This is a genomic window from Streptomyces sp. NPDC050806 (assembly GCF_055586425.1).
Genome location: NZ_JBVJIF010000004.1, coordinates 93,973 through 117,711, shown reverse-complemented (window position 1 = coordinate 117,711; position 23,739 = coordinate 93,973). Strand labels below are relative to the sequence as shown.

Here is a 23,739-nt window from a genome sequence, read left to right as displayed (position 1 = left end):
GCGGACGGCCGGGCACGCGGGCGCCCGAGGCCCCGGCGCGCTGGACGGCGCGGACCGGGCACAGCCGTTACGTTCGGGGCAGCGAAACGCCCCGCGGAACCGAAGGAACCGGAGGACCGACATGGCGAAGATCCTTTTCGTGCTGACCGGCGCCGACCACTGGACGCTGAAGGACGGCACCCGGCACCCCACCGGCTTCTGGGGCGAAGAGGTGGTGGCCCCGTACCGGGTCTTCACCGAGCTCGGGCACGAGGTCGTGGTCGCCACGCCCGGCGGCGTGCTGCCGACCCTGGACCCGGCGAGCCTGGCGCCGGAGTTCAACGGGGGCCAGGACGGCTCGGACGCGGTCGCCGCCGCCCTGCAGTCGATGGACCCGCTGCGCAGCCCGGTCAAGCTGGAGCAGGTCGACGTGGCGGGCTACGCGGCCGTCTTCTACCCCGGCGGCCATGGCCCGATGGAGGACCTGGCCGTGGACGAGGCCTCGGGCCGGGTGCTCACCGAGACGCTGGCCTCGGGCAAGCCGCTGGGCATCGTCTGCCACGGCCCGGCCGCGCTGCTCGCCACGCGCGGCGCCGACGGCACCTCGCCGTTCGCCGGGTACCGCCTCACCGCCTTCACCAACGCCGAGGAGGCGCAGGCCGGCTTCGCGGACAAGGCGCCGTGGCTGCTCCAGGACCGCCTGGTGGAGCTCGGTGCGGACTTCCGCGAAGCCGAGCCGTGGGCGCCGCACGTCATCGCCGACCGGAACCTCTTCACCGGCCAGAACCCGTCCTCGTCGGCGCCGCTGGCCACCGAGGTGGCCAAGGCGCTGGGCTGACCGCCGGACGGCTCCGGGTCCGGCCCCGGGTCCGCTCCGGTCTCGGTGCTGCCTGCCGGCCGGTTCCGGCCCTGGCGGAATGAATGCTTCCACTCCGACGCTGTGCATAACCGATCGCACGCAACACCTCGAACGAATCGAGCACCGCATGACCGGCTCACCCGCCACCACCGCCGAAGCGCCCGCAGCCACCGCTGACGCCGCCGCCGAGGCCCCCGCCGACCTCGTCGCCCGGCTGCGTGCCACCTTCCGCGACGGCCGCACCCGCTCCCTGGAGTGGCGTGCGCAGCAGCTCTGGAAGCTCCGGACGCTGCTCACCGAGCACCGCGCCGACCTGGCCGCCGCGCTCCACGCGGACCTGGGCAAGAGCGAGGCCGAGGCCTTCGCCGCCGAGGTGGACTTCCCGATCCGGGAGATCGACCACACCCTGGAGCACCTGGAGGAGTGGCTGCGGCCCAGCGTCAAGCCGCTCCCGGCGGAGGGCTTCCCGGCGGGCAGTACGGCGGGCACCCGGTTCGACCCGCTCGGCGTCGTCCTGGTCATCGCCCCCTGGAACTACCCGGCGCAGCTGCTGCTCGTGCCGCTCGCGGGCGCGCTGGCGGCGGGCAACACCGTCGTGGCCAAGCCCAGCGAGCTGGCGCCGGCCACCTCGGCGCTGCTGGCCCGGCTGCTGCCGGAGTACCTCGACAACGACGCGGTCGCCGTCGTCGAGGGCGGGGTGCCGGAGACCACCGCACTGCTCGCGCAGCGTTTCGACCACATCTTCTACACCGGCAACGGCACGGTCGGCCGGATCGTGATGCGGGCCGCGGCCGAGCACCTCACGCCCGTCACCCTCGAACTGGGCGGCAAGTCCCCGGCGTTCGTCGACCGGGACGCGGACGTGACACGCACGGCGCAGCGGCTGGCCCGCACCAAGTTCCAGAACGCCGGCCAGACCTGCGTCGCACCCGACTACGTGCTGACCGACCCGGAGACCTCCAAGGCCCTCCAGGCGGCGCTCGCGGAGGCCGTCGAGGGACTGTACGGCACCGACCCGGCGGCGTCCCCCGCGTACGGCCGGATCATCAACCACCGCCACTTCGACCGGCTCACCGGCCTGCTCGGCTCCGGCCGGACCGTCACCGGCGGCGGTCACGACCGGGAGCAGAAGTACATCGCGCCGACCGTGCTGGCCGACGTCGCCCCCGACTCCCCGGTCATGCAGGAGGAGATCTTCGGCCCGCTGCTGCCGATCGTCGAGGTCGAGGGCCTGGACGAGGCGATCGCGTTCATCAACGACCGTGACAAGCCGCTGGCCCTCTACGGCTTCACCGAGAACGAGACCACCCGTCGCCGGCTGGCCACGGAGACCTCCTCGGGCGGCCTGGGCTTCGGCCTGCCGATGGCCCATCTCCGCATCCCCGACCTGCCGTTCGGCGGTGTCGGCGAGAGCGGCATGGGCGCGTACCACGGCCCGCACTCGATCGCCACGTTCAGCCACCGCAAGGCCGTGCTGGACGTCCCGCTGGCCTGAGGCCCCGCGCCACCGGCCGGCCCCCCAGCGGGGACCTCACCGTCAAGTCCCTCGGCGGCCCCGTACCGCGGTAACAGGCGGTACGGGCGGCGGAGTTACTGTGACGGGCATGGGGAATGAGACGCGTGTGCTGCCGGGTGGCATCGAGATGCGCCCGGCCGACACTGGCGACGCCGACGCGCTGCTCGCGGCGTATCTGCACAACCGTGAGCATCTGCGGCCGTGGGACCCGTGGCGGGACGAGGGGTTCTACACCATCGAGGGACAACGGGACCGCCTGGCCGTGCAGTTGGCGGAGCGCGAGGCCGGCCTGACGATGCCCTGGGTGCTCACCGACGGCTCCCGGCTCGCCGGCGCGGTCACGCTGTCCGGGATCGTCCACGGCCCGCTGCGCAGCGGCAAGGTCGGCTACTGGATCGACGTCGACCACACCGGGAAGGGGCTGGCGAGCGCCGCCGTCGAGGCGGTCGTCCGGTACGCCGACGAGGACGCCGGGCTGCACCGGCTCGAAGCGGGGACGCTGCTGCACAACGTCCGTTCCCAGCGCGTCCTGGAGAAGTGCGGCTTCCGGGCCTACGGCGTCGCGCCGCAGTATCTCCACATCCACGGGGAGTGGCAGGATCACCGGCTCTTCCAGCGGATCCTGAACGACCGGCCGCCCTCCGGGGCCTGACGCCGGGAGGCGGGGCTCAGCGGCGCAGCCGGACCCGGTAGGAGTACTGCTCGGGCAGGAAATAGCTGGTGGCCAGCTCGACGCGGCGGCCCTCGGAGGTCGTGTAGAGCCGGTCGATGCGCAGCAGCGGGTGGTGCGGCTCGCACGCCAGCTCCTCCGCGACGGCCGCCGGGGCCGGCGCGACCGTGATGGACTGCTCGGCCTCCGTGATGGGCGAGTCCAGCCGGTCGTCCAGCAGGCCGATGATGGTGAAGGTGGAGCGCGCGCCGGTCTCGGTGAGCTGCGCCACGTCCGCCAGCGTCTCGCCGACGTCCGGCGGCAGCCACACCGTCGTGTGGCAGAACGGCACGTCGTCGTGGAGCCGGCGGAAGGCGAGGGTGTGCACCACGTCGCTGTCCAGCCGCAGCCGCCCGGCCGCGTCGATGTCCACCCGCCGCCGCAGCGGGCCGGTCAGCTGCATGGTCGTGTCCAGCGACAGGCCCATCAGGTCGTCGACCGAGCCGAACCTGCGGAGGTAGCGGCCGTCGCGCGGCGCAGCGAACGTGCCGCGCCCGGGCACCCGGTACACCAGGCCCTCGGCGACCAGGTCATGGAAGGCGCGGCGCACCGTCTGCCGGCTGACCCGGTACTTCTCGGCCAGCTCCGCCTCGGTCGGCAGCCGCACCCCCTTGGGGTACCGGTCGCCCGCGAGGTCCGTGCGCAGGTCGTCCGCCAGCTGCTGGTACGCGGTCCGTCCACGGGCCGGCTTGTTGGCCATCACATCCTCGTCGCCGTTCGGGTGGGAAGGGACGGCCAGCTTATCGGCCGCGGAACACCCTGGTCACCTGCGGGGACGCCGCCACGGGCGGTACGGCCCGGCCCGGCGCGCCCGCCGGGCCGTGAGCCGTTCCGGTCCTCAATCGCGCCCCGCCGCCAGAATGCGCCGGGCCCGCTCCAGCACCGGCCGGTCCACCATCTGTCCGTCGACCACCGTGACCGCGCCCTCCGCCGCCAGCACCCGCCGCGCCCACTCCGTCTCGGCCGCCGACGGAGTGAACCCTTCGTGCACGGCGTCGAGTTGACATGGATGGATGCAGAGCTTGCCCCCGAAGCCCAGCCGCCGGGCGTGCGCCACGTCCGCCGGCAGCGGCCCGTCGGCCGCCAGCCCGGCCGTCACCCCGTCGAGCGGCGGCGCCAGCCCGGCCGCCGCGGAAGCGCAGACCAGCCGCGAGCGCGCGTACGCCAGCGCCTGATGGTCGTCGGGATCCACGCCGAGCTGCGCCGCGAGGTCGATGTTGCCGAAGGCGGCGCGTACGACGTGCGGAGCGCGGCACAGCGCGGCGGCGTTCTCCACCCCGGCGGCCGTCTCCACCAGCGCCAGCACCGGCAGCCTGCCGCCGGTCCGGTCGGCGACCGCCGCGAGGGCGGCCGGATCCTCGGCCTTGGGCAGCATGACGGGCGCGCCGTGCGCGGCGGCCATCGTCAGGTCGGCCTCGTGCCACGCGGTGCCCGGCGGGTTGATCCGCACCACCGCCCGCGCACCGCCCGCCAGCCACCCGGCGACGGCGTTACGCGCGGCGTCCTTGCCGTCCGGCGCGACCGCGTCCTCCAGGTCCACGATCACCCCGTCGGCGCCGGCCCCGGCCGCCTTGGCGTAGCGGTCGGGACGGTTGCCGGGGACGAAGAGCAGGCTGCGCGCTGCGGCCAGTGCCCGGATGTACGGGGCTGCCTCGGCGGCGGTCATGCGAAGGTCACCTCCGCCGTGGCGTGCTCGGCGGCGCGCGGCCCGGCGACGGACAGCCGTACGCCCGCGCGGCCGTCCTCCTCGTACGGCGTGCCGCAGGACAGCAGCCGCTCGCCGCAGAAGGACGGCTGCCGCAGCCGGTAGGAGAGCGTGCGGACGGTGCGGCCGGGCGCGTGGCGGCGGACCAGTTCCAGCATCCGCAGGACGAGCAGCGGGCCGTGCACGACCAGCCCGGGGTAGCCCTCGACCCCGGTGACGTAGGGCTGGTCGTAGTGGATGCGGTGCGCGTTGGCGGTGAGCGCGCTGACGCGGAAGAGGACGGCCGGGTCGGTGGTCCACGGCAGCTGCCACGGCGCGTCGCTGTGCGGTGCGGCGGCCGGGTCGAGGGCGATCCGGTCCGGTACGGGCGCGCCGCCGCCGCTGCGGTAGACGATGTCCTGCTCCTCGGTCACCCGCACCGCGCCGTCCTGGCGGAACTCGGTGCGCGCGGTGACGAACAGCAGCCCGCCGGTACGCCCCTTCTTGGCCCGCACCTCGACCACGCTGCTGGTCCGCTCGGCCGGCTGCCCGACGGTGAGCGGCGCGCGGACCTCCAGCCGGCCGCCCGCGAACATCCGGCGCCGCTCGGGCAGCGGCGGCAGGAAGTGGCCGTCGCGCAGGTGCCCGTCCGGGCCCAGCTCGCTCTGCCGGGGCCAGGTCAGGAAGTGCAGCCAGTGCCACAGCGGCGGCAGCGGCTGCCCGGCCGCCGCCACCGGCTCCGGCAGGTCCAGCACGGCGGAGAGCGCGGCGACCGGTGCCGGGTCGAGGGGGTCGGTGGCGCCGGTGTCGGCGGGGTGCCAGGTGCGGGCGGTCTCTTCGAGGACGCGGAAGTCGGCGGCCGGGACGTCGGCGGGGGCGCCGGTCATGAAGGCTCCAGTCGTACGGGGCGGGTGCGGGTCAGTGGGTGGCGGCGGGGCGCGGGATGTCGTCGGGTACCCCATCGTCCTGCGCGGTGCGGCCGTGCAGTTCCTCCAGCGGCCTGCCGCGGGTGTCGATGCCGAAGAACGCGACGGTGAGGGTGGCGACCAGCCAGGTGCCGGCGACGAAGACGAACACGCCCACGTAGCCGAGGTGCGGGGCGGTGTAGACGGCCGCGATGATCAGGGGGGCGACGATGTTGGCGGCCCGTCCGGCACCGTTGCCGAGGCCGGAACCGGCCGTGCGCAGGGCGGTCGGGAAGTGCTCGGGCGTGTAGGAGTACAGGACGGCGATGTAGGCCTGGCTGAGCGCGGCGAACGCGACGCCGAAGATCATGATGGCCACCGTGCTGCTGCTCAGCCCGTAGCCGATGCCGATGGCGGCGACGATCAGGCCGAGCGCCACCGAGAGGTGCTTGCGCGAGAAGCGGTCGATGAAGGGGGTGGCCAGGAAGGCGCCGGGCACCGCGCCGATCGTGGTGATCGCCGACATGGTCATCGACTTCGCGAAGTCCTGGCCGTGATCCGCCAGCAGGGTCGGCACCCAGGACTGGAAGCCGTAGAAGCCGGTCAGCGCGAAGGCCCAGACGACCATCATGACGAGGGAGTTGCGGCGCTGCCCCGGTGCGAAGAGGTCGCGGAAGCGGGCCGTGGGCGCGGCCGCGAGAAGCGTTCCGCGCGGCTCCTCCTGTCCGCCGCCGCGGAAGTCCGGTACGAAGCGGCGCACCGTCTCCTCGGCCTCCGCGGTCCGGCCCCGGGAGAGCAGCCAGCGCGGCGACTCGGGCAGCCGGAGGACCAGCGGGAGCAGCAGGAAGCCGAGCGCGCCGGCGACGAACAGCCAGCGCCAGGAGGCCGGGTGGGACACGGTGATGGCGCGGGCGGTGAAGGCGACCAGCGGGATGCCGACGAGGCCGACGCCGAGCGCGACGGCCTGGAAGCGGCCGCGGTGGGTGGTGGGGGTGACCTCGGAGAGGTAGGAGATCGCGATGGCGGTCATCGCGCCGAGGCCGAAGCCGGTGAGCGTGCGGGCGGCGGCCATCGGGCCGGCGGTGGAGACCACCGCGTTGAGCAGCGAGGCGGCGGAGAAGACGGCGACGGCGGCGGACATGCCGAGCCGGCGGCCGAGGAGGTCGGCGGCCCGGCCGCCGAGGACCGCGCCCACCGCCATCCCGGCGAAGCTCAGCGCGGTCACCAGGGCGACGTCCTGGACGGTGAAGTGGTGCGTGGCGCGGATCGCCGGCGCCGCGAAGGCGAAGGTGTTCAGGTCCGCGAGGTCGAACAGGAACATCGCGCTGACGACCAGCAGCACCTTGCGGTGGGTGCGGCCGACCGGCGCTCCGCCGAGCGCGGCGAGGGCGGGGGACGGGGGCGTCACTGACGTACCTCCAAGGGGTCCCGGAAAGGGGCGGCCATTCTGTGCGGTCATGTACGGCATTGCTGCGTACAAAGTGGCTCCACGCATGGCGTCGGCATTCTGTGGTCCGGCTCACTGCGACGTCAAGGCCCGGTGATCGCTGGATCGGTCGGCCGGGTGAGGCGCCATTGACACCGCGATCATTTGGCCGTACAAATCCTCGGCAGAGGAGCCGCCGGCCGTGAGGCCGGTGGCCGCCGCACCACGGAGGGGACCGCATGACCGCCGCCCGAGCCCTTGCCCAGTGGGCACACGACCACCGGGCAGACCCCGACGACCACGCGCTCGCCGACCGGGCACTGGCCGACACCGTCGCCGTCGCGCTGGCCGCCCGGGACCACCCGCTGCGCCCGGTCGCCGCGCCGCTCCCGGACGCGGCCCGCTGGGCGGCCATGGCGCACGTGCTGGACTTTGACGACCTGCACACGGACACCACCACGCACATCTCCGTCGTCACCGTCCCCGCCGTCCTCGCCGCCGGCGGTGACGCGCGTGCCTACCTCGCGGGCGCCGGCGTCATGGCCCGGCTCGGCGCGATGCTCGGCTGGGGCCACTACGCGGCGGGCTGGCACGCGACCTGCACAGCGGGCGCCCCGGCCGCGGCCGTCGCGGCCGGCCTCGCCCTCGGTCTGGACGTGGACCGGCTCACCACCGCCATGGCGCTCGCGGTCCCCGCGGCCGGCGGCGTCCAGGAGGCGTTCGGCACCCACAGCAAGTCCCTTCAGGTGGGCTTCGCCGCCGACGCCGGAGTACGCGCCGCCCGGCTCGCCCGCGCCGGCGCCACCGCCGACCCGCGCGCCCTGGACGCCTGGCTGGAGCGTGTCGGCGGCACCCCGGCCGCCGACTTCCCCGCGACCCCGGCCGTCCCCGGCGGCCTCGCGATCAAGATGTACCCCTGCTGCTACGCCATGCAGCGGCCGATCGCCGCACTGCGCGAGGTCCGCGACCGGGTGCACGGCGACCTCACCGGCGTCACCGTCACCACCCCCGCCGGCACCGTCCACCCCCTCATCCACGACCGGCCCGGCACCGGCCTGGAGGGCAAGTTCTCCATGCCGTACGCGGTCGCCACCGCGCTCCTCGACGACTATCCCGGCTTCGGCAGCTTCACCGACGAGGCCGTGTCCCGCCCCGCCGCGCAGCAGCTCATGACGCAGGTCACCGTCGACCGGCTGCCCGGCGCGACCACCACCCTGCTCGACGGCGAGGTCGCCCTCCGGCTGGACTTCGCCGACGGCACGGCCGTCCACTCCGAGCTGGCCCTGCCGCCCGGCTCCCCGCAGCGCCCGCCCTCCGCCGGCGAACTGCGCGACAAGTTCGCCGCCTGCGGCCCCGGCGTACCGGACCTGCTCGCCGGCCTCACCTGGGAGCGCGCCGCGGAACTGATGCGTACGGCGTTCCCGGCCGCCACCGAACCCACCGCGCAGGAGTCCTGATGGAACACCAGCAGCGCCCCCTCGAAGGCATCACCGTCGTCAGCATCGAGCAGGCCGTGGCGGCCCCCTTCGCCACCCGCCAGCTCGCCGACCTCGGCGCCCGCGTCATCAAGATCGAACGCCCCGGCGACGGCGACTTCGCCCGCCGCTACGACACCACCGTCCACGGCCACTCCAGCTACTTCGTCTGGCTCAACCGCTCCAAGGAATCCCTCACCCTCGACCTCAAGGACGCGCGCGGCCGGGAGATCCTGCACGAACTCCTCGCCGAGGCCGACGTGTTCGTGCAGAACCTCGCGCCGGGCGCCGCCACCCGCCTGGGCCTCGGCCCCGACGCGCTCACGGCCCGCTACCCGAAGCTGATCCCCTGCACCGTCTCCGGGTACGGCACCAGCGGGCCGTGGGCCGACCGCAAGGCGTACGACCTGCTCGTCCAGTGCCAGACCGGCCTGGTCTCCCTCACCGGCAGCGCCGACGAGGCCGCCCGGGTCGGGGTCTCCGTCGCCGACATCTCCGCCGGCATGTACGCCTACAGCGGCATCCTCGCCGCCCTGTTCACCCGCGCCACCACCGGCGTCGCCCGCGCCGTGGAGGTGTCCCTCTTCGAAGCGCTCTCCGAATGGATGAGCCAGCCCGCGTACTACACCCGGCACAGCGGCAGCCAGCCGCCGCGCGTCGGCACCCGGCACGCCACCATCGCCCCGTACGGCGCCTACACCGCCGCCGACGGCAAGGACGTGCTCTTCTCCATTCAGAACGAACGCGAATGGGCCGCGCTGTGCGCGGGCTTCCTCGGGCGGCCCGAGCTGACCGAGGACCCGCGGTTCGCCACCGGCTCGGACCGCGTCACCCACCGGGACGAGCTGGAGACCGTCATCGCCGAGCGCTTCGCCCGCTCCGCCGCAGCGGACGTGATGAAGGTGCTGGACGAGCTGGGCATCGCCAACGCCGGGGTGAACTCCGTCGCCGAATTCCTGGACCACCCCGTCCTCGAAGGCCGGGACCGCTGGCGCGAGGTCGCCGTGCCCGGCGCCACCGTGCAGGCCCTCCTGCCGCCCGCCGACCTCGCCGGACTCACCGCCCGCATGGACCCCGTACCGGCCGTCGGCGAACACACCGAAGCGATCCTCACCGCACTCGGCCGCACGCCCGCCGAGCTCGCAGCGCTCCGCGCCGACGCGGTCGTCTGACGCCCCGCCCCGTACTCACCGAAGGACCCCGCATGAGCACCCTGGACAGCCTCACCGACGACGAGCGCTTCGTGGTCGAGACCGTGCACGACTTCGTGAACAAGGACGTCAAGCCGGTCGTGCAGGAGCTGGAGCACGCCAACACCTACCCCGAGGCCCAGATCGAGAAGATGAAGGAGCTGGGCATCTACGGGCTGGCCGTGCCCGAGGAGTACGGCGGCACACCGGTCTCCACGCCCTGCTACGTGCTGGTCACCGAGGAACTGGCGCGGGGCTGGATGAGCCTGGCCGGCGCGATGGGCGGCCACACCGTGGTGGCCAAGCTGCTGCTGCACTTCGGCACCGAGGAGCAGAAGCGGCGGTACCTGCCGAGGATGGCCACCGGCGAGGTCCGCGCCACCATGGCGCTCACCGAGGCGGGCGGCGGCTCCGACCTCCAGGCCATGCGCACCGTCGCCCGCAAGGACGATGAGGGCTACCTCGTCAACGGGGCCAAGACCTGGATCACCAACTCCCGCCGCTCCCAACTGATCGCCCTGCTCTGCAAGACCGACCCCGACGCGACCCCCGCCCACAAGGGCATCTCCATCCTCCTGGTCGAGCACGGCCCGGGGCTGACCGTCTCCCGCGACCTGCCCAAGCTCGGCTACAAGGGCGTGGAGAGCTGCGAGCTGTCCTTCGAGGACTACCGGGCGGCCCCGGACGCCGTGCTCGGTGGCGCGGAGGGCAAGGGGTTCGGGCAGATGATGAAGGGGCTGGAGACCGGCCGGCTCCAGGTCGCGGCCCGCGCGCTGGGCGTCGGCCGGGCCGCGCTGGAGGACTCCCTGGCCTACGCCCAGGAACGCGAGTCCTTCGGCAAGCCGATCTGGCAGCACCAGTCGGTCGGCAATTACCTGGCCGACATGGCCACCAAGCTCACCGCGGCGCGCCAGCTGACCCTGCACGCCGCCCGGGAGGCGGACGCCGGGCGGCGGGTGGACATGGAAGCCGGCATGGCCAAGCTCTTCGCCTCCGAGACCGCCATGGAGATCGCCCTCAACGCGGTCCGCATCCACGGCGGTTACGGCTACTCGACGGAGTACGACGTCGAGCGGTACTTCCGGGACGCGCCGCTGATGATCGTCGGGGAGGGCACCAACGAGATCCAGCGCAACGTCATCGCCGCCCAGCTCGTCAAGCGGGGCGGGCTGGACTGACCGAGAGGCGCCGGACCGGGACCGGCCGGCGGCCGGCCCCGCGGTCAGGCGGAACCGCCGCCCCCGGGGCCACGCGCGGCCTCGATCGCCCGCAGCTCCGTGAGCGATTCGGTCAGCCACTGCACCCAGAAGGTCTCCTGGGCGATGCCGGCCCGCAGCACGAGATGCTGGAGCCGGTCCGGCTCCGCCGTCCTCTCCGGCGGGAAGTCGCGCGCCTCGATCTCGTGGTACTCCGCCAACTGCCGCTCGTGCAGGGCCAGATGGCGCTCGAACTCCTCGGCGAGGCCGTCCGTGCCGACGACCGCGGCGGCCCGCAGCCGCAGCAGCAGCGGGTCGCGCATGGCCCGCGGTTCCTGCCGCTCGGCCACCCACGCGGTGAGCGCCTCGCGCCCTGCCGGCAGCACCTCGTACTCCCGCTTCTGGCCGCGCGAGGGCTGCGCCTGCGGCAGGGCGTGGATCAGCCCGGCCTCCTCCAGCTTCCGCAGGTCGCGGTAGATCTGCTGGTGGGTGGCGGACCAGAAGTAGCGGATGGACCGGTCGAACCGCCGCGTCAGCTCCAGCCCCGACGACGGCTTTTCGAGCAGGGCCGTGAGGATCGCGTGCGGGAGGGACATGGCGGCCTTCCAGTGTGCGGTGGTGCCTGTGCGGTGCGGGTACCGGTGGCGTGCGCCACCACCGGTACCCGCATCCTAGGGCGCGGTCAGATGTCCGCAGCCAGCCGCGTGCCCTGCAGAATGGCGCGCTTGGCGTCCAGCTCGGCGGCCACGTCGGCGCCGCCGATGACGTGCGCGGTGTGCCCGGCCGCCACCAGCGCGTCGTACAGCTCGCGGCGCGGCTCCTGGCCGGCGCAGAGCACGATCGTGTCGGCCGCGAGCACGGTCTGCTCGCCGTCGACGGTCAGGTGCAGCCCCTCGTCGTCGATGCGGTCGTACGTGGCGCCCGCCGTCATCGTGACGCCGCGGTGGCGCAGCTCCGTGCGGTGGATCCAGCCGGTGGTCTTGCCCAGGCCGGCGCCGACCTTGCTGGTCTTGCGCTGGAGCAGGTGGACGGTGCGGGCGGCGGCCGTCCGTACCGGAGCCGTGAGCCCGCCGCGCTCGCCGTACGAGGTGTCCACGCCCCACTGGCCGAAGAACACGGCCGGGTCGAGGCTCGCCTGCTCGCCGCCGTCGGTCAGGAACTCCGCCACGTCGAAGCCGATGCCGCCGGCGCCGACCACCGCCACGGTCCTCCCGGCCTCGACCCGGCCGCCGAGCACGTCGAGGTAGCTGACCACGCTGGGGTGCTCGACGCCGGGGATGTCCGGGGTGCGCGGCGTGACGCCGGCCGCGACCACGATCTCGTCGTACCCGCCCGCACCGAGGCCCTCGGCGGTCACGGCCGTGCCCAGCCGCACGTCGACCTTCAGCTCTTCGAGCCGCGTACGGAAGTACCGCAGCGTCTCGTTGAACTCCTCCTTGCCCGGGATGCGGCGGGCGACGTTCAGCTGCCCGCCGATCTCGTCGGCGGCGTCGAACAGCGTCACGCCGTGCCCGCGCTCGGCCGCCGACACCGCGAAGGCCAGGCCCGCCGGGCCCGCGCCGACCACGGCCAGCTCCTTGCGGCGGCGGGTGGGGGAGAGGCTCAGCTCGGTCTCGTGGCAGGCGCGCGGGTTGACCAGGCAGGAGGTGATCTGCCCGGAGAAGATGTGGTCCAGGCAGGCCTGGTTGCAGCCGATGCAGGTGTTGATCGCGTCCGCGCGGCCGTCCCTGGCCTTGGCCACGAAGTCCGGGTCGGCGAGGAACGGGCGGGCCATGGAGACCATGTCGGCCCGGCCCTCCGCGAGCAGCTGCTCCGCGACCTCGGGGGTGTTGATGCGGTTGGTGGTGACCAGCGGGACGGACACCGCGCCCATGACCTTCTGCGTCACCCAGGAGAAGGCACCGCGCGGGACGGATGTGGCGATGGTGGGGATGCGGGCCTCGTGCCAGCCGATGCCGGTGTTGATGAGGGTGGCGCCGGCCGCCTCGACCTCCTTGGCCAGCTGGACGACCTCGTCGTACGTGGAGCCGCCGGGCACCAGGTCGAGCATGGACAGCCGGTAGATCAGGATGAAGTCCGGGCCGACCCGCTCGCGAGTGCGCCGCACGATCTCGACGGGGAAGCGGATCCGGTTCTCGTAGGAGCCGCCCCACCGGTCGGTGCGGTGGTTGGTGGGCGCCGCGATGAACTCGTTGATGAGGTAGCCCTCCGAGCCCATGATCTCCACGCCGTCGTACCCGGCCTGCCGCGCCAGCTCGGCGGCCCGTACGTAGTCCTCGATGGTCTGCTCGACCTCGTCGTCGGTGAGGGCGCGCGGGGTGAAGGGGTTGATGGGCGCCTGGAGCGCGCTGGGCGCCACCAGGTCCTCGCTGAAGGCGTACCGACCGGTGTGCAGGATCTGCATCGCGATCTTCCCGCCCTCGCGGTGCACCGCCTCGGTCACCCGGGCGTGCTGCGCGGCCTCCGCCTCGGTGGTGAGCTTGGCACCGCCGTCCATGGTGCGGCCGGCCTCGTTGGGCGAGACGCCGCCGGTGACGATGAGGCCGACGCCGCCGCGGGCCCGCTCGGCGTAGAAGGCCGCCATCCGCGCGAACCCGCCCGGCGCCTCCTCCAGGCCGACGTGCATCGAGCCCATCAGGACTCGGTTGGGCAGGGTGGTGAAGCCCAGGTCCAGCGGGCTCAGCAGGTGGGGGTACGGGCTCATCCGAAGTCTCCTCGCGCGCACAGTGCCGACGAGCTTCGTTTGTAGACGAGCGAAGCCTGTTTTGCAACATGTTGCATAATGAGGCGTCGGTCACCCCGTCCGGCGACGGCGGCCGTCGCCCGGGACAGCGGCCGGAAAAAACCGGTTGCCGCGCCGCGCCCCGGCCCCGGCATGATGAGCCCGCCACTCGACCGAGCGGCCCCGGCCACCCACGGACAGGAAGACGCGATGCGCCGATACCTCGACACGACCCAGCGCCCCCATCGGACGGTCATCGAGGACTTCGGCACCCATGCGTACTCCGCACACCCCCGGCGCCATCCGGCGCACCCTGAACATCGGCATCCTGGCGCACGTCGACGCCGGTAAGACCAGCCTCACCGAGCGGCTGCTGCACGACACCGGCGCCATCGCCCGGCTCGGCAGCGTCGACGCCGGCACCACCCACACCGACACCGGCACCGTCGAACGGCAGCGCGGCATCACCGTCCGCTCCGCCGTCGTCTCCTTCACCCTCGGCACCACCCGGGTCAACATCATCGACACCCCCGGCCACTCCGACTTCGTGGCCGAGGTGGAACGCGCCCTCGCCGTGCTCGACGGCGCCGTCCTGGTGCTCTCCGCCGTCGAGGGCGTCCAGGCGCACACCCGCCTCCTGATGCGCACCCTGCGCGAGATGCGGCTGCCCACCCTCCTCTTCGTCAACAAGACCGACCGGGCCGGCGCCCGCCACGACGGCCTGCTCGCCGACGCCCGCCGGAAGCTCGCGCCGCACCTCGTCCCCATGACGGCGGTGCACGGCCTCGGCACGCGCACCGCCCGCACGGTGCCGTACTCCCTCGACGACCCGGACTTCCGCACCCGGGTGGCCGAAACGCTCGCCGAGACCGACGACACGCTGCTGGCCCGGGTCGTGGACGGCCCGTACCCCAGCCCCGCCGAACTGCGCACCGCGCTCGCCGACCGCACGGCACGCGGGCTCGCGCATCCCGTGTACTTCGGCTCGGCGCTGAGCGGCCAGGGCGTCGGCGCGCTCCTCGACGGCATCACCGGGCTGCTGCCACCCGCCGCCGCCCCGGACCCGTCGCCGTCACCGGACCCGCGCGGCACGGTCTTCGCCGCCGACCACACCGCCGCCGGGGTGAGGAGTGCCTACGTACGGCTGTACTCCGGCGAACTGGCGGCGCGGCAGCGGGTCACCCTCCACCGCCGCGAGCCGGACGCCACCCCGCACACGTACACCGGCCGGATCACCGCGCTGGAGGTCGTCGGCGCGGCGGACGGGGCCGGCCAGCGGCTGACGCCCGGAAACATCGCGAGGATCAGCGGCGTGGCCGGCATCCGGGTCGGCGACCGGCTCGGCGCCCCGGACGACGACGCACACCGGCCGTACTTCCCGGCCCCCACCCTCCGCACCGTCGTCCGGCCCCGCGAGCCGGGCCCCGGCGCCGCGGCCCGGCTGCACGCGGCGCTGCGGCGCCTGGCCGAGGAGGACCCGCTCATCCACGCCTGCGCCGAACCGGACGGCACCACCTCCGTCCTGCTCCACGGTGAGATGCAGAAGGAGATCCTCGCGGCGGCGCTCGCGGACGAGTACGGCATCGACGCCACCTTCACCCCGAGCCGGGTGGTGTGCCGCGAACGCCCGGCCGGCACCGGCGAGGCCGTCGAGGAACTGGGACACCGGACCCCGGCCCCCAGCGGCCACTGGGCCACCGTCGGGCTGCGCGTCGACCCGGCCGCCGACGGCACCGGTGCCGTCTTCCGCTACGAGACCGAACTCGGCGCGCTGCCACGGGCCTTCCACACCGCCGTCGAGGAGAGCGTGCACGCGGGGCTGCGCCGCGGCCCGCACGGCTGGGCCGTCACCGACTGCACCGTCACCCTCATCCGCTCCGGCTTCGTCGGCCCGCTCAGCACGGCCGCCGACTTCCGCGGTCTGACCCCGCTGGTGCTGGCCCGGGCCCTGGAACGGGCCGGCACCCGGGTGTACGAGCCGTACCACGCCTTCGAGGCCGACGTACCGGCCGACGCGCTGCCCGCCGTCACCGCCTGCCTCGCCGCGCTCGGCGCGGACATCGCGGAGACGGCCGCCGACGCGGACGCCGGCTGGCTGATCAAGGGCACCCTCCCGGCCCGGCATCTGCACACCGTCGAACGGCGTCTGCCGGGCCTCTCGCACGGCGAGGGCACCTGGTGGTCACGCGCCTGCGGGGACCGGCCGCGGAAGGGCGGCGGGTAGCGGCGGTCCGCGGTGCGCGCCCGGCCCGTCGGCGCCGCTCAGGACGCCGGGCGGAGCTGGATCTTGCGGCCGGTGCCCTGCTGGAAGGTCTCCAGGGCCCGGCCGAAGTCGCCCAGGCCGTAGGAGTGGGTGATCATCGTGTCGGCGTCCAGCGCGCCCTTGCCCATCAGCTCCACGGCCCGCCCGAAGCTGTGCACCACCGCCATCGAACCGACCACGGTGATCTCGTCGTTGTAGATGCGGAACGGCGAGATCCTCGCCATGGCGTCCGAAGGCGCGACACCGAACTGCTGGAACGTACCGCCCCGCCGGACCCGCGTGACCGCGTCCTCGATCACCGGTACCACCCCCGTGCAGTCGATGACGATCTCCCAGCCCTGCGGCCGGTCCAGCGTGTCCGCGCCGGTCGCCACCGCGTCCGCGCCCAGCTGCCCGGCGACCTTCAGGCGCTCGGTGTTGATGTCGACGACCGACACCGAAGCGGCTCCGGCCCGCCGCGCGAGCTGCAGCATCATCAGGCCCATCGTGCCCGCGCCGTAGACGAGGTAGTGCGCGCCCAGGTCGCGCGGCAGCACGTCGAAGCCGTGCACCGCGCAGGACAGCGGCTCGATCAGGGTGCCCTGCGCGAGGTCCACACTCTGCGGCAGGCGATAGCAGTTGGCCGCGGGCACCTTGACGTACTGCGCCATCGCGCCGTCCACCGTGTCGCCGATCGCGCCCCAGCGCTCGCAGAGGTTGCCCCGGCCGATGCTGCAGAAATGACAGGACCCGCAGAACAGCGAGGGATCGACCGCGACCCGGTCGCCCTCGCGCACCCCGCTCACCTCGGCCCCCAGCGCCACGACCTCCCCGGTGAACTCGTGCCCGGGAATGATCGGGTACGGCGTCGGCGCGAACTCCCCCTGCACGATGTGCAGATCGGTACCGCAGATGCCGACGGCGGCGACCTCGACGACGACCTCGCCGGGCCCCGGCACGGGATCGGCGACGGTCTCGACGGAGTAGGAACCGGGGGTCTGGATGACGACGGCACGCATGGTGAACTGCCTTTCACAAAGGGGGCGTTGCGGCTTGTGGTCAGTCGGTGTCGGAGACGGTTCCGGTGGTGTCGGGGCCGGCCGGCGGCACGGTCCGGACGCGTACGCCCAGCCGCTCGATGGCGGCGGTCTGGTCCTCCGGCGTCGCGGTGTCGGTGACCACCAGGTCGTACCCCGAAGCGTCGCCGTACCCGTGGGTGGCGGTCCGGCCGAACTTGGTGTGGTCCACCGCCAGCACGCTGCGCTCGGCCGCCTCCCGCAGCGCCGCCTTCAGGTCGGCCCACTCCCGTACCGGATGGAAGAGCCGGGCACGGTCGACCGCGGTGGGGGAGGAGAAGGCGATGGTGGCGCGGACCCGGGCGAGATGGCGCAGGGTCTCCGGGCCCGCGCAGGCCTCGAAGTCGGGGCGGTAGCGGCCGCCGAGCACGACGACCTCCGTACCGGGCGCCCCCGCGGCACCGATCAGCGAGGCGACGCGCAGGGAGTTGGTGAACACCGTCAGCCCTTCGATGCGGCCGAGCCGGCGGGCGAGCGGGAAGAGGGTGGAGCCGCAGTCCATCAGCACCGTGTCACCGGCGCCGACCTCCCGCACCAGCAGTTCGGCGAACGCCTCCTTCGCCCCGGCCTGCTGGTCCTCCCGGAAGCGGGTCGCGGTCTCCACCGTGACGGTGGGCAGCGCGACGGCCCTGCCGCGGCGCTTCTCCAACAGCCGCCGGGACTCCAGATTGGCCAGATCGCGGTGCACGGTCATCGTGCTGACCTGCAAGGTTTTGGCGAGTGCGGTGATCTGTACGGAGCCCTCGTCGATGACCTGCCGGAGCACCCGGCGGCGGCGCCGCTCGACGTCGGCCTCGGACCCACGACTCCGGCGCACCATGTGCCCTCCTCCGACGCGTACGCGACCGCCGCGCAACATCACACACTTCCTGTGATGTTTTGGCAAGAGGCCGCGGTCTTGCCCCGGCGCCCGCGTGTGCCCGAGGCTGAAACGGACGTCACCGGAGCAACGGCAGGAGGGCAACGTGCCGCAGCCGGCCCCGCAAGGACCGCCACCCGGCCCCGCCAGGGGGCGCCCCGACCAGGAAGTGGCCGAAGTGGTCTACCTGGTGGGGCTGGAGCTGGACGCCTCGGACAAGGTCGTGCTCGCCGCCTTCGAGGCCGGGCTCGTCGAATCGGGGATGGAGAACCTCGACCACGGCCACCTCGACTCGGTCGGCGTGTTCCAGCAGCGCCCCAGCATGGACTGGGGCACGGCCGAGGAGTGCATGAACGTCAACTACGCGTCGCACCGGTTCTTCGAGCGGGCCATCGAGGAGGACGCGGACGACCCGGACCTCACCCCCGGCCAGCTCGCCCAGAACGTCCAGGTGTCCGCCCACCCCGACCGTTACGACGAGCGGGAGGACGAGGCGAGGCTGCTCATCGAGGCCACTCGTGACGCGCTCGGCGAGGAGCCGCGACGGTAGCGGGCCCGGGTTCCGGCCCGCTGCGCGTCCTGCCTACGCCGCGTGACCGTGGCCGCGGCACATGCCCGTGCCACGGTCACGGTCTGTGACGGAATTCTTCGATCGGTTTCGATCGCCGGGCCGCGTGGCGCCCCGTTCCGCGTCACTATGGGCCTCGAACCGGCGAGACCGGTGAGGATCGGCTGAAGGGAGGCGGCCGGGATGCATGTGACGACCCGGACCGACAGGCGCGTACGCATCGAACGATGGCCGGTCCCCGCCGGCTCGCCCACGCTGGCCAAACTGGCCGTGGTGGGCGTGCTGGACGGCGACAGCGTCAGCGACCTGTGCGACGCCACCGCGGCGGTCATGGCGAGCGGCTCCCGGCATCTCCGGCTCGACCTCGCCGGCGTCACGTCCTGCGACAACGCCGGCCTCTACACCCTCCTCGGAGTGCAGAGCGCGCTGCGCTCCATGAGGGGCAGCCTGACCCTGGTCCGCCCGAGCCTCCCCGTCCACACCGGCCTCAGGGCCGCCGGCCTGCACCTCAGGCTGGTCATCGCGCCGCCCGGATCGGTGATGTAGCCGGCCCTATGGCCCAGGGTTTCCGATAGCTCTTCGGGGAGCCAGAATCGGAGGCTCCTAGCGCGTCTTCTCGCCGACCGCGTCCGCCGGCGGCAGCAGCGGGCCGCACGTCCAGCGCTGGAAGACCAGCCGCGTCTCGACCCGGGCCACCTCGCGCCGGGCGGTGAACTCGTCCAGGACCAGCCGCTGGAGGTCGGCCGCGTCCCGCACGGCGACATGGACGAGGTAGTCCTCGGGCCCGGTGAGATGGAAGAGGGAGAGCGCCTCGGGCAGCGAGCGGATCCGCTCCACGAACGGGCCGACCAGCTCCCGGCGGTGCGGACGCACCTGCACCGACAGCAGCGCCTGCAGCCCGCGGCCCAGTTTCGCGGGGTCCAGGCGCAGTTCGTGCCCGAGGATCACGCCGCTGCGACGCAGTCGGGTCACCCGGTCCAGGCAGGTCGACGGCGCGACGCCGACCGCCGCGGCCAGCTCGCGGTACGTGGTCCGGGCGTCATTCTGCAGCAGGCGTAAAATCTCCAGGTCCACCGGATCGAGACGCACAGAGTCGGCCATGTCCCGAACGTAACACGGAAGTTGACCATCCGGTCAGCCCGCCTGACCAGCATCGTGGCATGACCTTCTTACCCGCGCACCCGGACCGCGCCACCACCCCCGTCACCGCTCCCCGTACCGCCCTCGACGCCCCGCCACCGCACGCCCTGGCCACCGAGGCCGTGCACGCCGGGCGGGAGGACCTCGCGGCGCAGGGACTGCACGCGGTCCCGCTGGACCTGTCCACCACCTACCCCTCGGCGGACAGCCGGGCCGAGGCGGCGCGCCTCGACGCGTTCGCCGCCACGGGCGCCGAGCCGGCGGGCCCGCCCGTCTACGGCCGGCTCGGCAACCCCACCGTTGCCCGCTTCGAAGCCGCGCTCGCCCGCCTCGAACGCACCGAGTCCGCCGTCGCCTTCGCCAGCGGGATGGCGGCCCTGACCGCCTGCCTCCTCGCCCGGCACGCCGAAGGACTCCGGCACGTCGTCGCCGTACGGCCCCTGTACGGCTGCAGCGACCACCTGCTGACCGGCGGGCTGCTCGGTACGGACGTCACCTGGACCGGCCCGGCCGGGATCGGCGACGCGATCCGGGCCGACACCGGCCTGGTCATGGTCGAGAGCCCGGCCAACCCCACGCTCGCCGAGACCGACCTCGCGGCCGCCGCTCACGCCTGCGGCTCCGTACCGCTGCTCGTCGACAACACCTTCGCCACCCCCGTGCTGCAGCGCCCCGCCGGCGCGGGCGCCCGGCTGGTGCTGCACAGCGCGACCAAGTACCTGGGCGGCCACGGCGACGTGCTGGGCGGCGTGGTGGCCTGCGACGAGGAGTTCGCGCGGCGGCTGCGCCAGGTGCGCTTCGCGACCGGCGGCGTACTGCACCCGCTCGCCGGATACCTGCTGCTGCGCGGGCTGGCCACGCTCCCCGTACGGGTGCGGGCCGCGTCGGCCACCGCGGCGGAACTGGCCCGGCGGCTCGCCGCGCACCCCCGGGTCTCCCGGGTGCACTACCCGCGGCTCGGCGGCGCGATGGTCGCGTTCGAGGTGTGCGGGGACCCGCACGAGGTGACCGCCGGGGTGCGTCTGATCACCCCGGCGGTCAGTCTCGGCAGCGTCGACACACTCCTCCAGCACCCGGCCTCCATCAGCCACCGCATCGTCGACGCAGCCGACCGCGCGACCGGCGGCATCTCCGAGCGGCTGCTGCGGATGTCGGTGGGCCTGGAGGACGTCGAGGACCTGTGGCGGGACCTCGACGCCGCGCTCAGCGGCCGGCCGTCTCCCGCCCGGCGGGAACCGGCAGCGGCCGGTGCCGCAGCCCCGCAGGCCGGGCCGTGATCACCAGCGTGCCCTCCTCGACCTGGTAGTCCAGCGGCAGCCCGAGGCCGCGCATGGCCGCCACCATCCCGGTGTTGGACGCCTGCGTGATGGCGTACACGCTCTCGGAGCCCGTCTCGGCCGCCATCTGGACCAGCCGCGCCAGCAGTTCGGCGCCGATGCCGCGGCGCTGCCAGGCGTCCTCCACCAGCAGCGCCACCTCGGTCTCGTCGCCGTCCCACAGCAGGTGGCCCAGCGCCACCAGCCGCCCGGACGCGGTCTCCACGGCGAGCGTGCGGCCGTGCCGCGGGCTCAGCAGGTGGTCGAGGTAGCGGTCGGCGTCGTGCACCGGGCCGTGGTACCGCAGCGACAGCGTGCGCGAGGAGCAGCGGTCGTGCATCTCACGGGCCGCCGCCACGTCCGAGGGATCGGCGCGGCGCACCGTGATGGGGTTGCCCTCGGGGAGGGTGAGGGTGTCCCGGCGCTCCGGCACGCGCTCGCCGAGCCGGGCGTCCAGCTCCACCAGCGCCCGGACGCGGGCGAACTCTGTCGGGGTGAACGGCAGCTGCGGCCGCTCGATGGTGATCGACCCCCCGGACGGGTCGCGGAACTTCATGATGTGGTCCTCAAGAACGCCTTCGTCCGGCACCCGTTCGGCCAACGGCTCGCCCTTCAGCGTGCGCGCGGGTACCGAGTGGATGGTGCAGCGGCCGAGCAACTGCCGCAGCGCCAAAGGGAGTTCCGCGGAGTCCAGGGCCGTACGGGTGGCCAGGGACAGCATACGGGCCGGCGCGTCGACGAGATCATGCGCATCGGCGCGTTCCAGCCAGGTGTCCCGGCCGCCCGCCGCGGCCACGGCGCCGGTCAGCGCCGTCCGGTCCGGGGTGCCCGGCACGCGCAGCAGGAACTCGTCCACCGTGCCCTCGGACAGCGGGTGGGTCTGCAGGCTCAGGATGTCCACCCGGTGCACGGCCAGTGCCTGGCACAGCGCGGCCAGACTGCCCGGCTCGTCCCGTACGGTCGTGCGCATGCGCCACAGCGTCGTGTCGGGGAGCTCCGCACCCTCGGTGAGGGCGGGCGCCGACGACGCCGCGGCGCCGGTATCACCCGGCGGCGGCGCCGGTTCCTGGCGTCCTGGCCACCCGAGGGGCAGGCCGGTGGCGAGACGGTCGGCGGCCCGCCGCCACATCGAACGGCGGGCAGTGCAGTGCTCGGTTTTCTCAGTCATGCACTCCAGCATCACCGACCGGTATTGCATGATCACAAACGCCTTGTGTCCGCCAGGTAAAGGACGCAATCGCCGCTACGGACACCTTCGGGTCGGACGCCCCTACTGTCCGACTCGCCCCGGTTGCAAGGTCTGGCTGAACAACACCTCTCCGCTGTCCTGCCGCAGCCGCACCGTCAGTTCCCCGCTTCCGCCGTCGATGTCGATCTCGCCGAAGTACTGCGGTGTCTCGGCCGGCGAGGTGTTCGCCCGGTCCGGCGCCTTCAGGAACCGCTGCTCGGGCCCGAACGTACCGTCCAGCTTCAGCGCCTGGAACCCGCCCGCGTTCAGCGGCCCGGAGACGAACTCCCAGAAGGGCTCGAAGTCCTTGAACGCCGCCCGCGACGGGTCGTAGTGCTGCGCCGAGGTGTAGTGCACGTCCGTCGTCAGCCACAGCGTGCCCGTGATCCGCCGATGCTTGATGTGCCGCAGCAACTCCGCGAGCTGCAGTTCCCGACCCAGCGGCCGGCCCGGATCGCCCTGCGCCACGGCCTCGAAGCGGGTCTTGCCGTCCGGCACGACCAGGCCCAGCGGCATGTCGGAGGCGATCACCTTCCACACGGCCCGGGACCGCGACAGCTCCCGCTTCAGCCACCGCAGCTGCTCGGCGCCCAGGATGCCCTGCGCGTCCTCCGTCTGCCGCCCGTCGGAGTTGGCGTTCCGGTACGTCCGCATGTCCAGCACGAACACGTCCAGCAGCGGCCCGTGGTCGACCACCCGGTACACCCGCCCGCGCCGGTCCGGGCGCAGCGTACGGATGGGGAAGTACTCGCTGAACGCCCGCAGCGAGCGCGCCGACAGCACGTCGGCGTCCTTCACCGTGTACCGGTCGTCGTCCAGGATCTGCCCCGGATACCAGTTGTTGTGCACCTCGTGGTCGTCCCACTGCGTGATCGTGGGCACCTGCGCGTTGAACCGCCGCAGGTTCTCGTCCAGGAGGTTGTACCGGAAGGCGCCGCGGAACTCCGCCAGCGTCTCGGCGACCTTTGCCTTCTCCTCGGTGGTGACGTTGCGCCAGGTGCGCCCGTCGGGCAGCTTCACACTGGCCTCGATGGGGGAGTCGGCGTAGATGTTGTCGCCGCTGCACAGGAAGAAGTCCGGGTCGCGGCGCCGCATCTCCTCGTAGATCCGGTAACCGCCGCGGTCCGGGTTGATGCCCCAGCCCTGCCCCGCGAGGTCCCCCGACCAGTGGAACCGCACCCGCTCACCGCGCTTCTCCGGCGCGGTACGGAACGTCCCCGTGACCGGCTCGCCCGCGCGCCGCGGGTCGTCGGGATCGGTCAGCGTGACCCGGTAGTGGATCTGCTCACCGGGCGGCAGGCCGCGCAGCGACGTCACCCCGGTGAAGTCCGTGCCCGCGCCGACCACCGGGCCGCGCCAGGTGCGCGCGTGCCGGAACGACTCGGTCGCCGCGGTCTCCACGGTCATCCGCGCGGGCCGGTCCGACCGCACCCACACCAGCCCGGAGCCGGTCGTCACGTCGCCGACCTGCACGCCCCACTCGGCGCTCGGCCGCCCGCCGCGCGCCTGGGCGGAGGCCGCGCAGCCGATCGCCGGCAGGGCGAACGCCGCGGACGCGGCCGCCGCACCGTGCAGCACCGCCCGCCGCCCGAAGGCTCTGCCGTCCGCTGCTCCCTGCGCCATGTGCGTCCTCCCGTGGTCCGCTCGTC

The 23,739-nt window shown here is 73.6% G+C and carries 21 protein-coding genes; 10 read left to right on the top strand and 11 right to left on the bottom strand.

Annotated features, from left to right (window positions below; genetic code table 11):
* Positions 1-121: 121 nt before the first annotated feature.
* From ACZ6WH_RS13395 to ACZ6WH_RS13385, 3 genes are all read left to right on the top strand, one after another.
* Positions 122-817, top strand: coding sequence for a type 1 glutamine amidotransferase domain-containing protein (locus ACZ6WH_RS13395; RefSeq protein ID WP_432861975.1), 696 nt, complete (start codon positions 122-124; stop codon positions 815-817).
* Positions 818-965: 148 nt separating this feature from the next.
* Complete coding sequence (locus tag ACZ6WH_RS13390) at positions 966-2,333, top strand: aldehyde dehydrogenase family protein (RefSeq protein ID WP_469728173.1); 1,368 nt, start codon at positions 966-968, stop codon at positions 2,331-2,333.
* Between the two features lie 109 nt (positions 2,334-2,442).
* Complete coding sequence (locus ACZ6WH_RS13385; RefSeq protein WP_469728172.1) at positions 2,443-3,006, top strand: GNAT family N-acetyltransferase; 564 nt, start codon at positions 2,443-2,445, stop codon at positions 3,004-3,006.
* A gap of 16 nt (positions 3,007-3,022) precedes the next feature.
* Here the strand turns inward: ACZ6WH_RS13385 and ACZ6WH_RS13380 are convergent, their stop codons facing one another.
* The 4 genes from ACZ6WH_RS13380 to ACZ6WH_RS13365 all read right to left on the bottom strand — a co-directional run bounded on the left by ACZ6WH_RS13380 (position 3,023) and on the right by ACZ6WH_RS13365 (position 7,060).
* Entirely contained in the window at positions 3,023-3,763 is a 741-nt protein-coding gene (locus ACZ6WH_RS13380; protein ID WP_432861984.1) for a GntR family transcriptional regulator, read from the bottom strand.
* Between the two features lie 138 nt (positions 3,764-3,901).
* On the bottom strand, positions 3,902-4,729 hold the full coding sequence (locus ACZ6WH_RS13375; RefSeq protein WP_469728171.1) for an HpcH/HpaI aldolase/citrate lyase family protein: 828 nt from the start codon (positions 4,727-4,729) through the stop codon (positions 3,902-3,904).
* Positions 4,726-5,634 carry an HTD2 family dehydratase gene (locus ACZ6WH_RS13370; protein ID WP_469728169.1) on the bottom strand — a complete coding sequence of 303 codons (909 nt, stop codon included), beginning with the start codon at positions 5,632-5,634 and terminating at the stop codon, positions 4,726-4,728. Before ACZ6WH_RS13370 ends, ACZ6WH_RS13375 begins: the two co-directional genes overlap by 4 nt.
* A 31-nt stretch (positions 5,635-5,665) precedes the next feature.
* The gene (locus ACZ6WH_RS13365) at positions 5,666-7,060 is read right to left on the bottom strand and encodes an MFS transporter (protein ID WP_469728168.1); all 1,395 of its coding nucleotides are present in this window, start codon (positions 7,058-7,060) and stop codon (positions 5,666-5,668) included.
* Between the two features lie 257 nt (positions 7,061-7,317).
* Here ACZ6WH_RS13365 and ACZ6WH_RS13360 point away from each other — a divergent pair, with 257 nt between their 5' ends.
* The 3 genes from ACZ6WH_RS13360 to ACZ6WH_RS13350 are packed head-to-tail and all read left to right on the top strand — an operon-like array spanning position 7,318 to position 10,921.
* Complete coding sequence (locus tag ACZ6WH_RS13360) at positions 7,318-8,535, top strand: MmgE/PrpD family protein (RefSeq protein WP_469728166.1); 1,218 nt, start codon at positions 7,318-7,320, stop codon at positions 8,533-8,535.
* Entirely contained in the window at positions 8,535-9,725 is a 1,191-nt protein-coding gene (locus tag ACZ6WH_RS13355; RefSeq protein ID WP_469728164.1) for a CaiB/BaiF CoA transferase family protein, read from the top strand. The genes ACZ6WH_RS13360 and ACZ6WH_RS13355 overlap by 1 nt, the downstream gene beginning before the upstream one ends.
* Before the next feature lie 32 nt (positions 9,726-9,757).
* A complete protein-coding gene (locus tag ACZ6WH_RS13350) occupies positions 9,758-10,921 on the top strand; it encodes an acyl-CoA dehydrogenase family protein (RefSeq protein ID WP_469728162.1) in 1,164 nt (387 codons plus the stop codon).
* A gap of 44 nt (positions 10,922-10,965) precedes the next feature.
* Here ACZ6WH_RS13350 and ACZ6WH_RS13345 read toward each other — a convergent pair whose 3' ends face one another.
* Positions 10,966-11,535: a PadR family transcriptional regulator gene (locus ACZ6WH_RS13345; RefSeq protein ID WP_469728160.1), complete on the bottom strand. Its 570-nt coding sequence runs from the start codon at positions 11,533-11,535 to the stop codon at positions 10,966-10,968.
* An 86-nt stretch (positions 11,536-11,621) separates the two neighbouring features.
* Positions 11,622-13,643 carry an oxidoreductase gene (locus ACZ6WH_RS13340; protein WP_469728159.1) on the bottom strand — a complete coding sequence of 674 codons (2,022 nt, stop codon included), beginning with the start codon at positions 13,641-13,643 and terminating at the stop codon, positions 11,622-11,624.
* A gap of 292 nt (positions 13,644-13,935) precedes the next feature.
* On the opposite strand from ACZ6WH_RS13340, the gene otr(A) reads away from it, so the two are divergent.
* Entirely contained in the window at positions 13,936-15,885 is a 1,950-nt protein-coding gene (gene otr(A), locus ACZ6WH_RS13335) for a tetracycline resistance ribosomal protection protein Otr(A) (protein ID WP_469728158.1), read from the top strand.
* A 38-nt stretch (positions 15,886-15,923) separates the two neighbouring features.
* Here the strand turns inward: otr(A) and ACZ6WH_RS13330 are convergent, their stop codons facing one another.
* Positions 15,924-16,922, bottom strand: coding sequence for a zinc-dependent alcohol dehydrogenase family protein (locus ACZ6WH_RS13330; RefSeq protein ID WP_469728156.1), 999 nt, complete (start codon positions 16,920-16,922; stop codon positions 15,924-15,926).
* A gap of 40 nt (positions 16,923-16,962) precedes the next feature.
* Complete coding sequence (locus ACZ6WH_RS13325; RefSeq protein WP_469728155.1) at positions 16,963-17,799, bottom strand: DeoR/GlpR family DNA-binding transcription regulator; 837 nt, start codon at positions 17,797-17,799, stop codon at positions 16,963-16,965.
* A 145-nt stretch (positions 17,800-17,944) separates the two neighbouring features.
* Between ACZ6WH_RS13325 and ACZ6WH_RS13320 the strand changes: the two genes are divergently transcribed.
* Positions 17,945-18,388, top strand: a complete 444-nt coding sequence (locus ACZ6WH_RS13320; RefSeq protein ID WP_432862013.1) for a hypothetical protein — start codon at positions 17,945-17,947, stop codon at positions 18,386-18,388.
* A 201-nt stretch (positions 18,389-18,589) separates the two neighbouring features.
* Complete coding sequence (locus ACZ6WH_RS13315) at positions 18,590-18,952, top strand: STAS domain-containing protein (protein WP_432862016.1); 363 nt, start codon at positions 18,590-18,592, stop codon at positions 18,950-18,952.
* Positions 18,953-19,009: 57 nt separating this feature from the next.
* Here ACZ6WH_RS13315 and ACZ6WH_RS13310 read toward each other — a convergent pair whose 3' ends face one another.
* On the bottom strand, positions 19,010-19,507 hold the full coding sequence (locus ACZ6WH_RS13310; protein WP_361561539.1) for an Lrp/AsnC family transcriptional regulator: 498 nt from the start codon (positions 19,505-19,507) through the stop codon (positions 19,010-19,012).
* Between the two features lie 59 nt (positions 19,508-19,566).
* On the opposite strand from ACZ6WH_RS13310, the gene ACZ6WH_RS13305 reads away from it, so the two are divergent.
* The gene (locus ACZ6WH_RS13305; protein ID WP_469728152.1) at positions 19,567-20,823 is read left to right on the top strand and encodes a trans-sulfuration enzyme family protein; all 1,257 of its coding nucleotides are present in this window, start codon (positions 19,567-19,569) and stop codon (positions 20,821-20,823) included.
* Here the strand turns inward: ACZ6WH_RS13305 and ACZ6WH_RS13300 are convergent.
* Positions 20,750-21,991, bottom strand: coding sequence for a GNAT family N-acetyltransferase (locus ACZ6WH_RS13300; RefSeq protein ID WP_469728942.1), 1,242 nt, complete (start codon positions 21,989-21,991; stop codon positions 20,750-20,752). The two genes, ACZ6WH_RS13305 and ACZ6WH_RS13300, sit on opposite strands and share 74 nt — an antisense overlap.
* A 141-nt stretch (positions 21,992-22,132) precedes the next feature.
* On the bottom strand, positions 22,133-23,713 hold the full coding sequence (locus ACZ6WH_RS13295; protein ID WP_469728150.1) for an alkaline phosphatase D family protein: 1,581 nt from the start codon (positions 23,711-23,713) through the stop codon (positions 22,133-22,135).
* Positions 23,714-23,739: the final 26 nt, after the last annotated feature.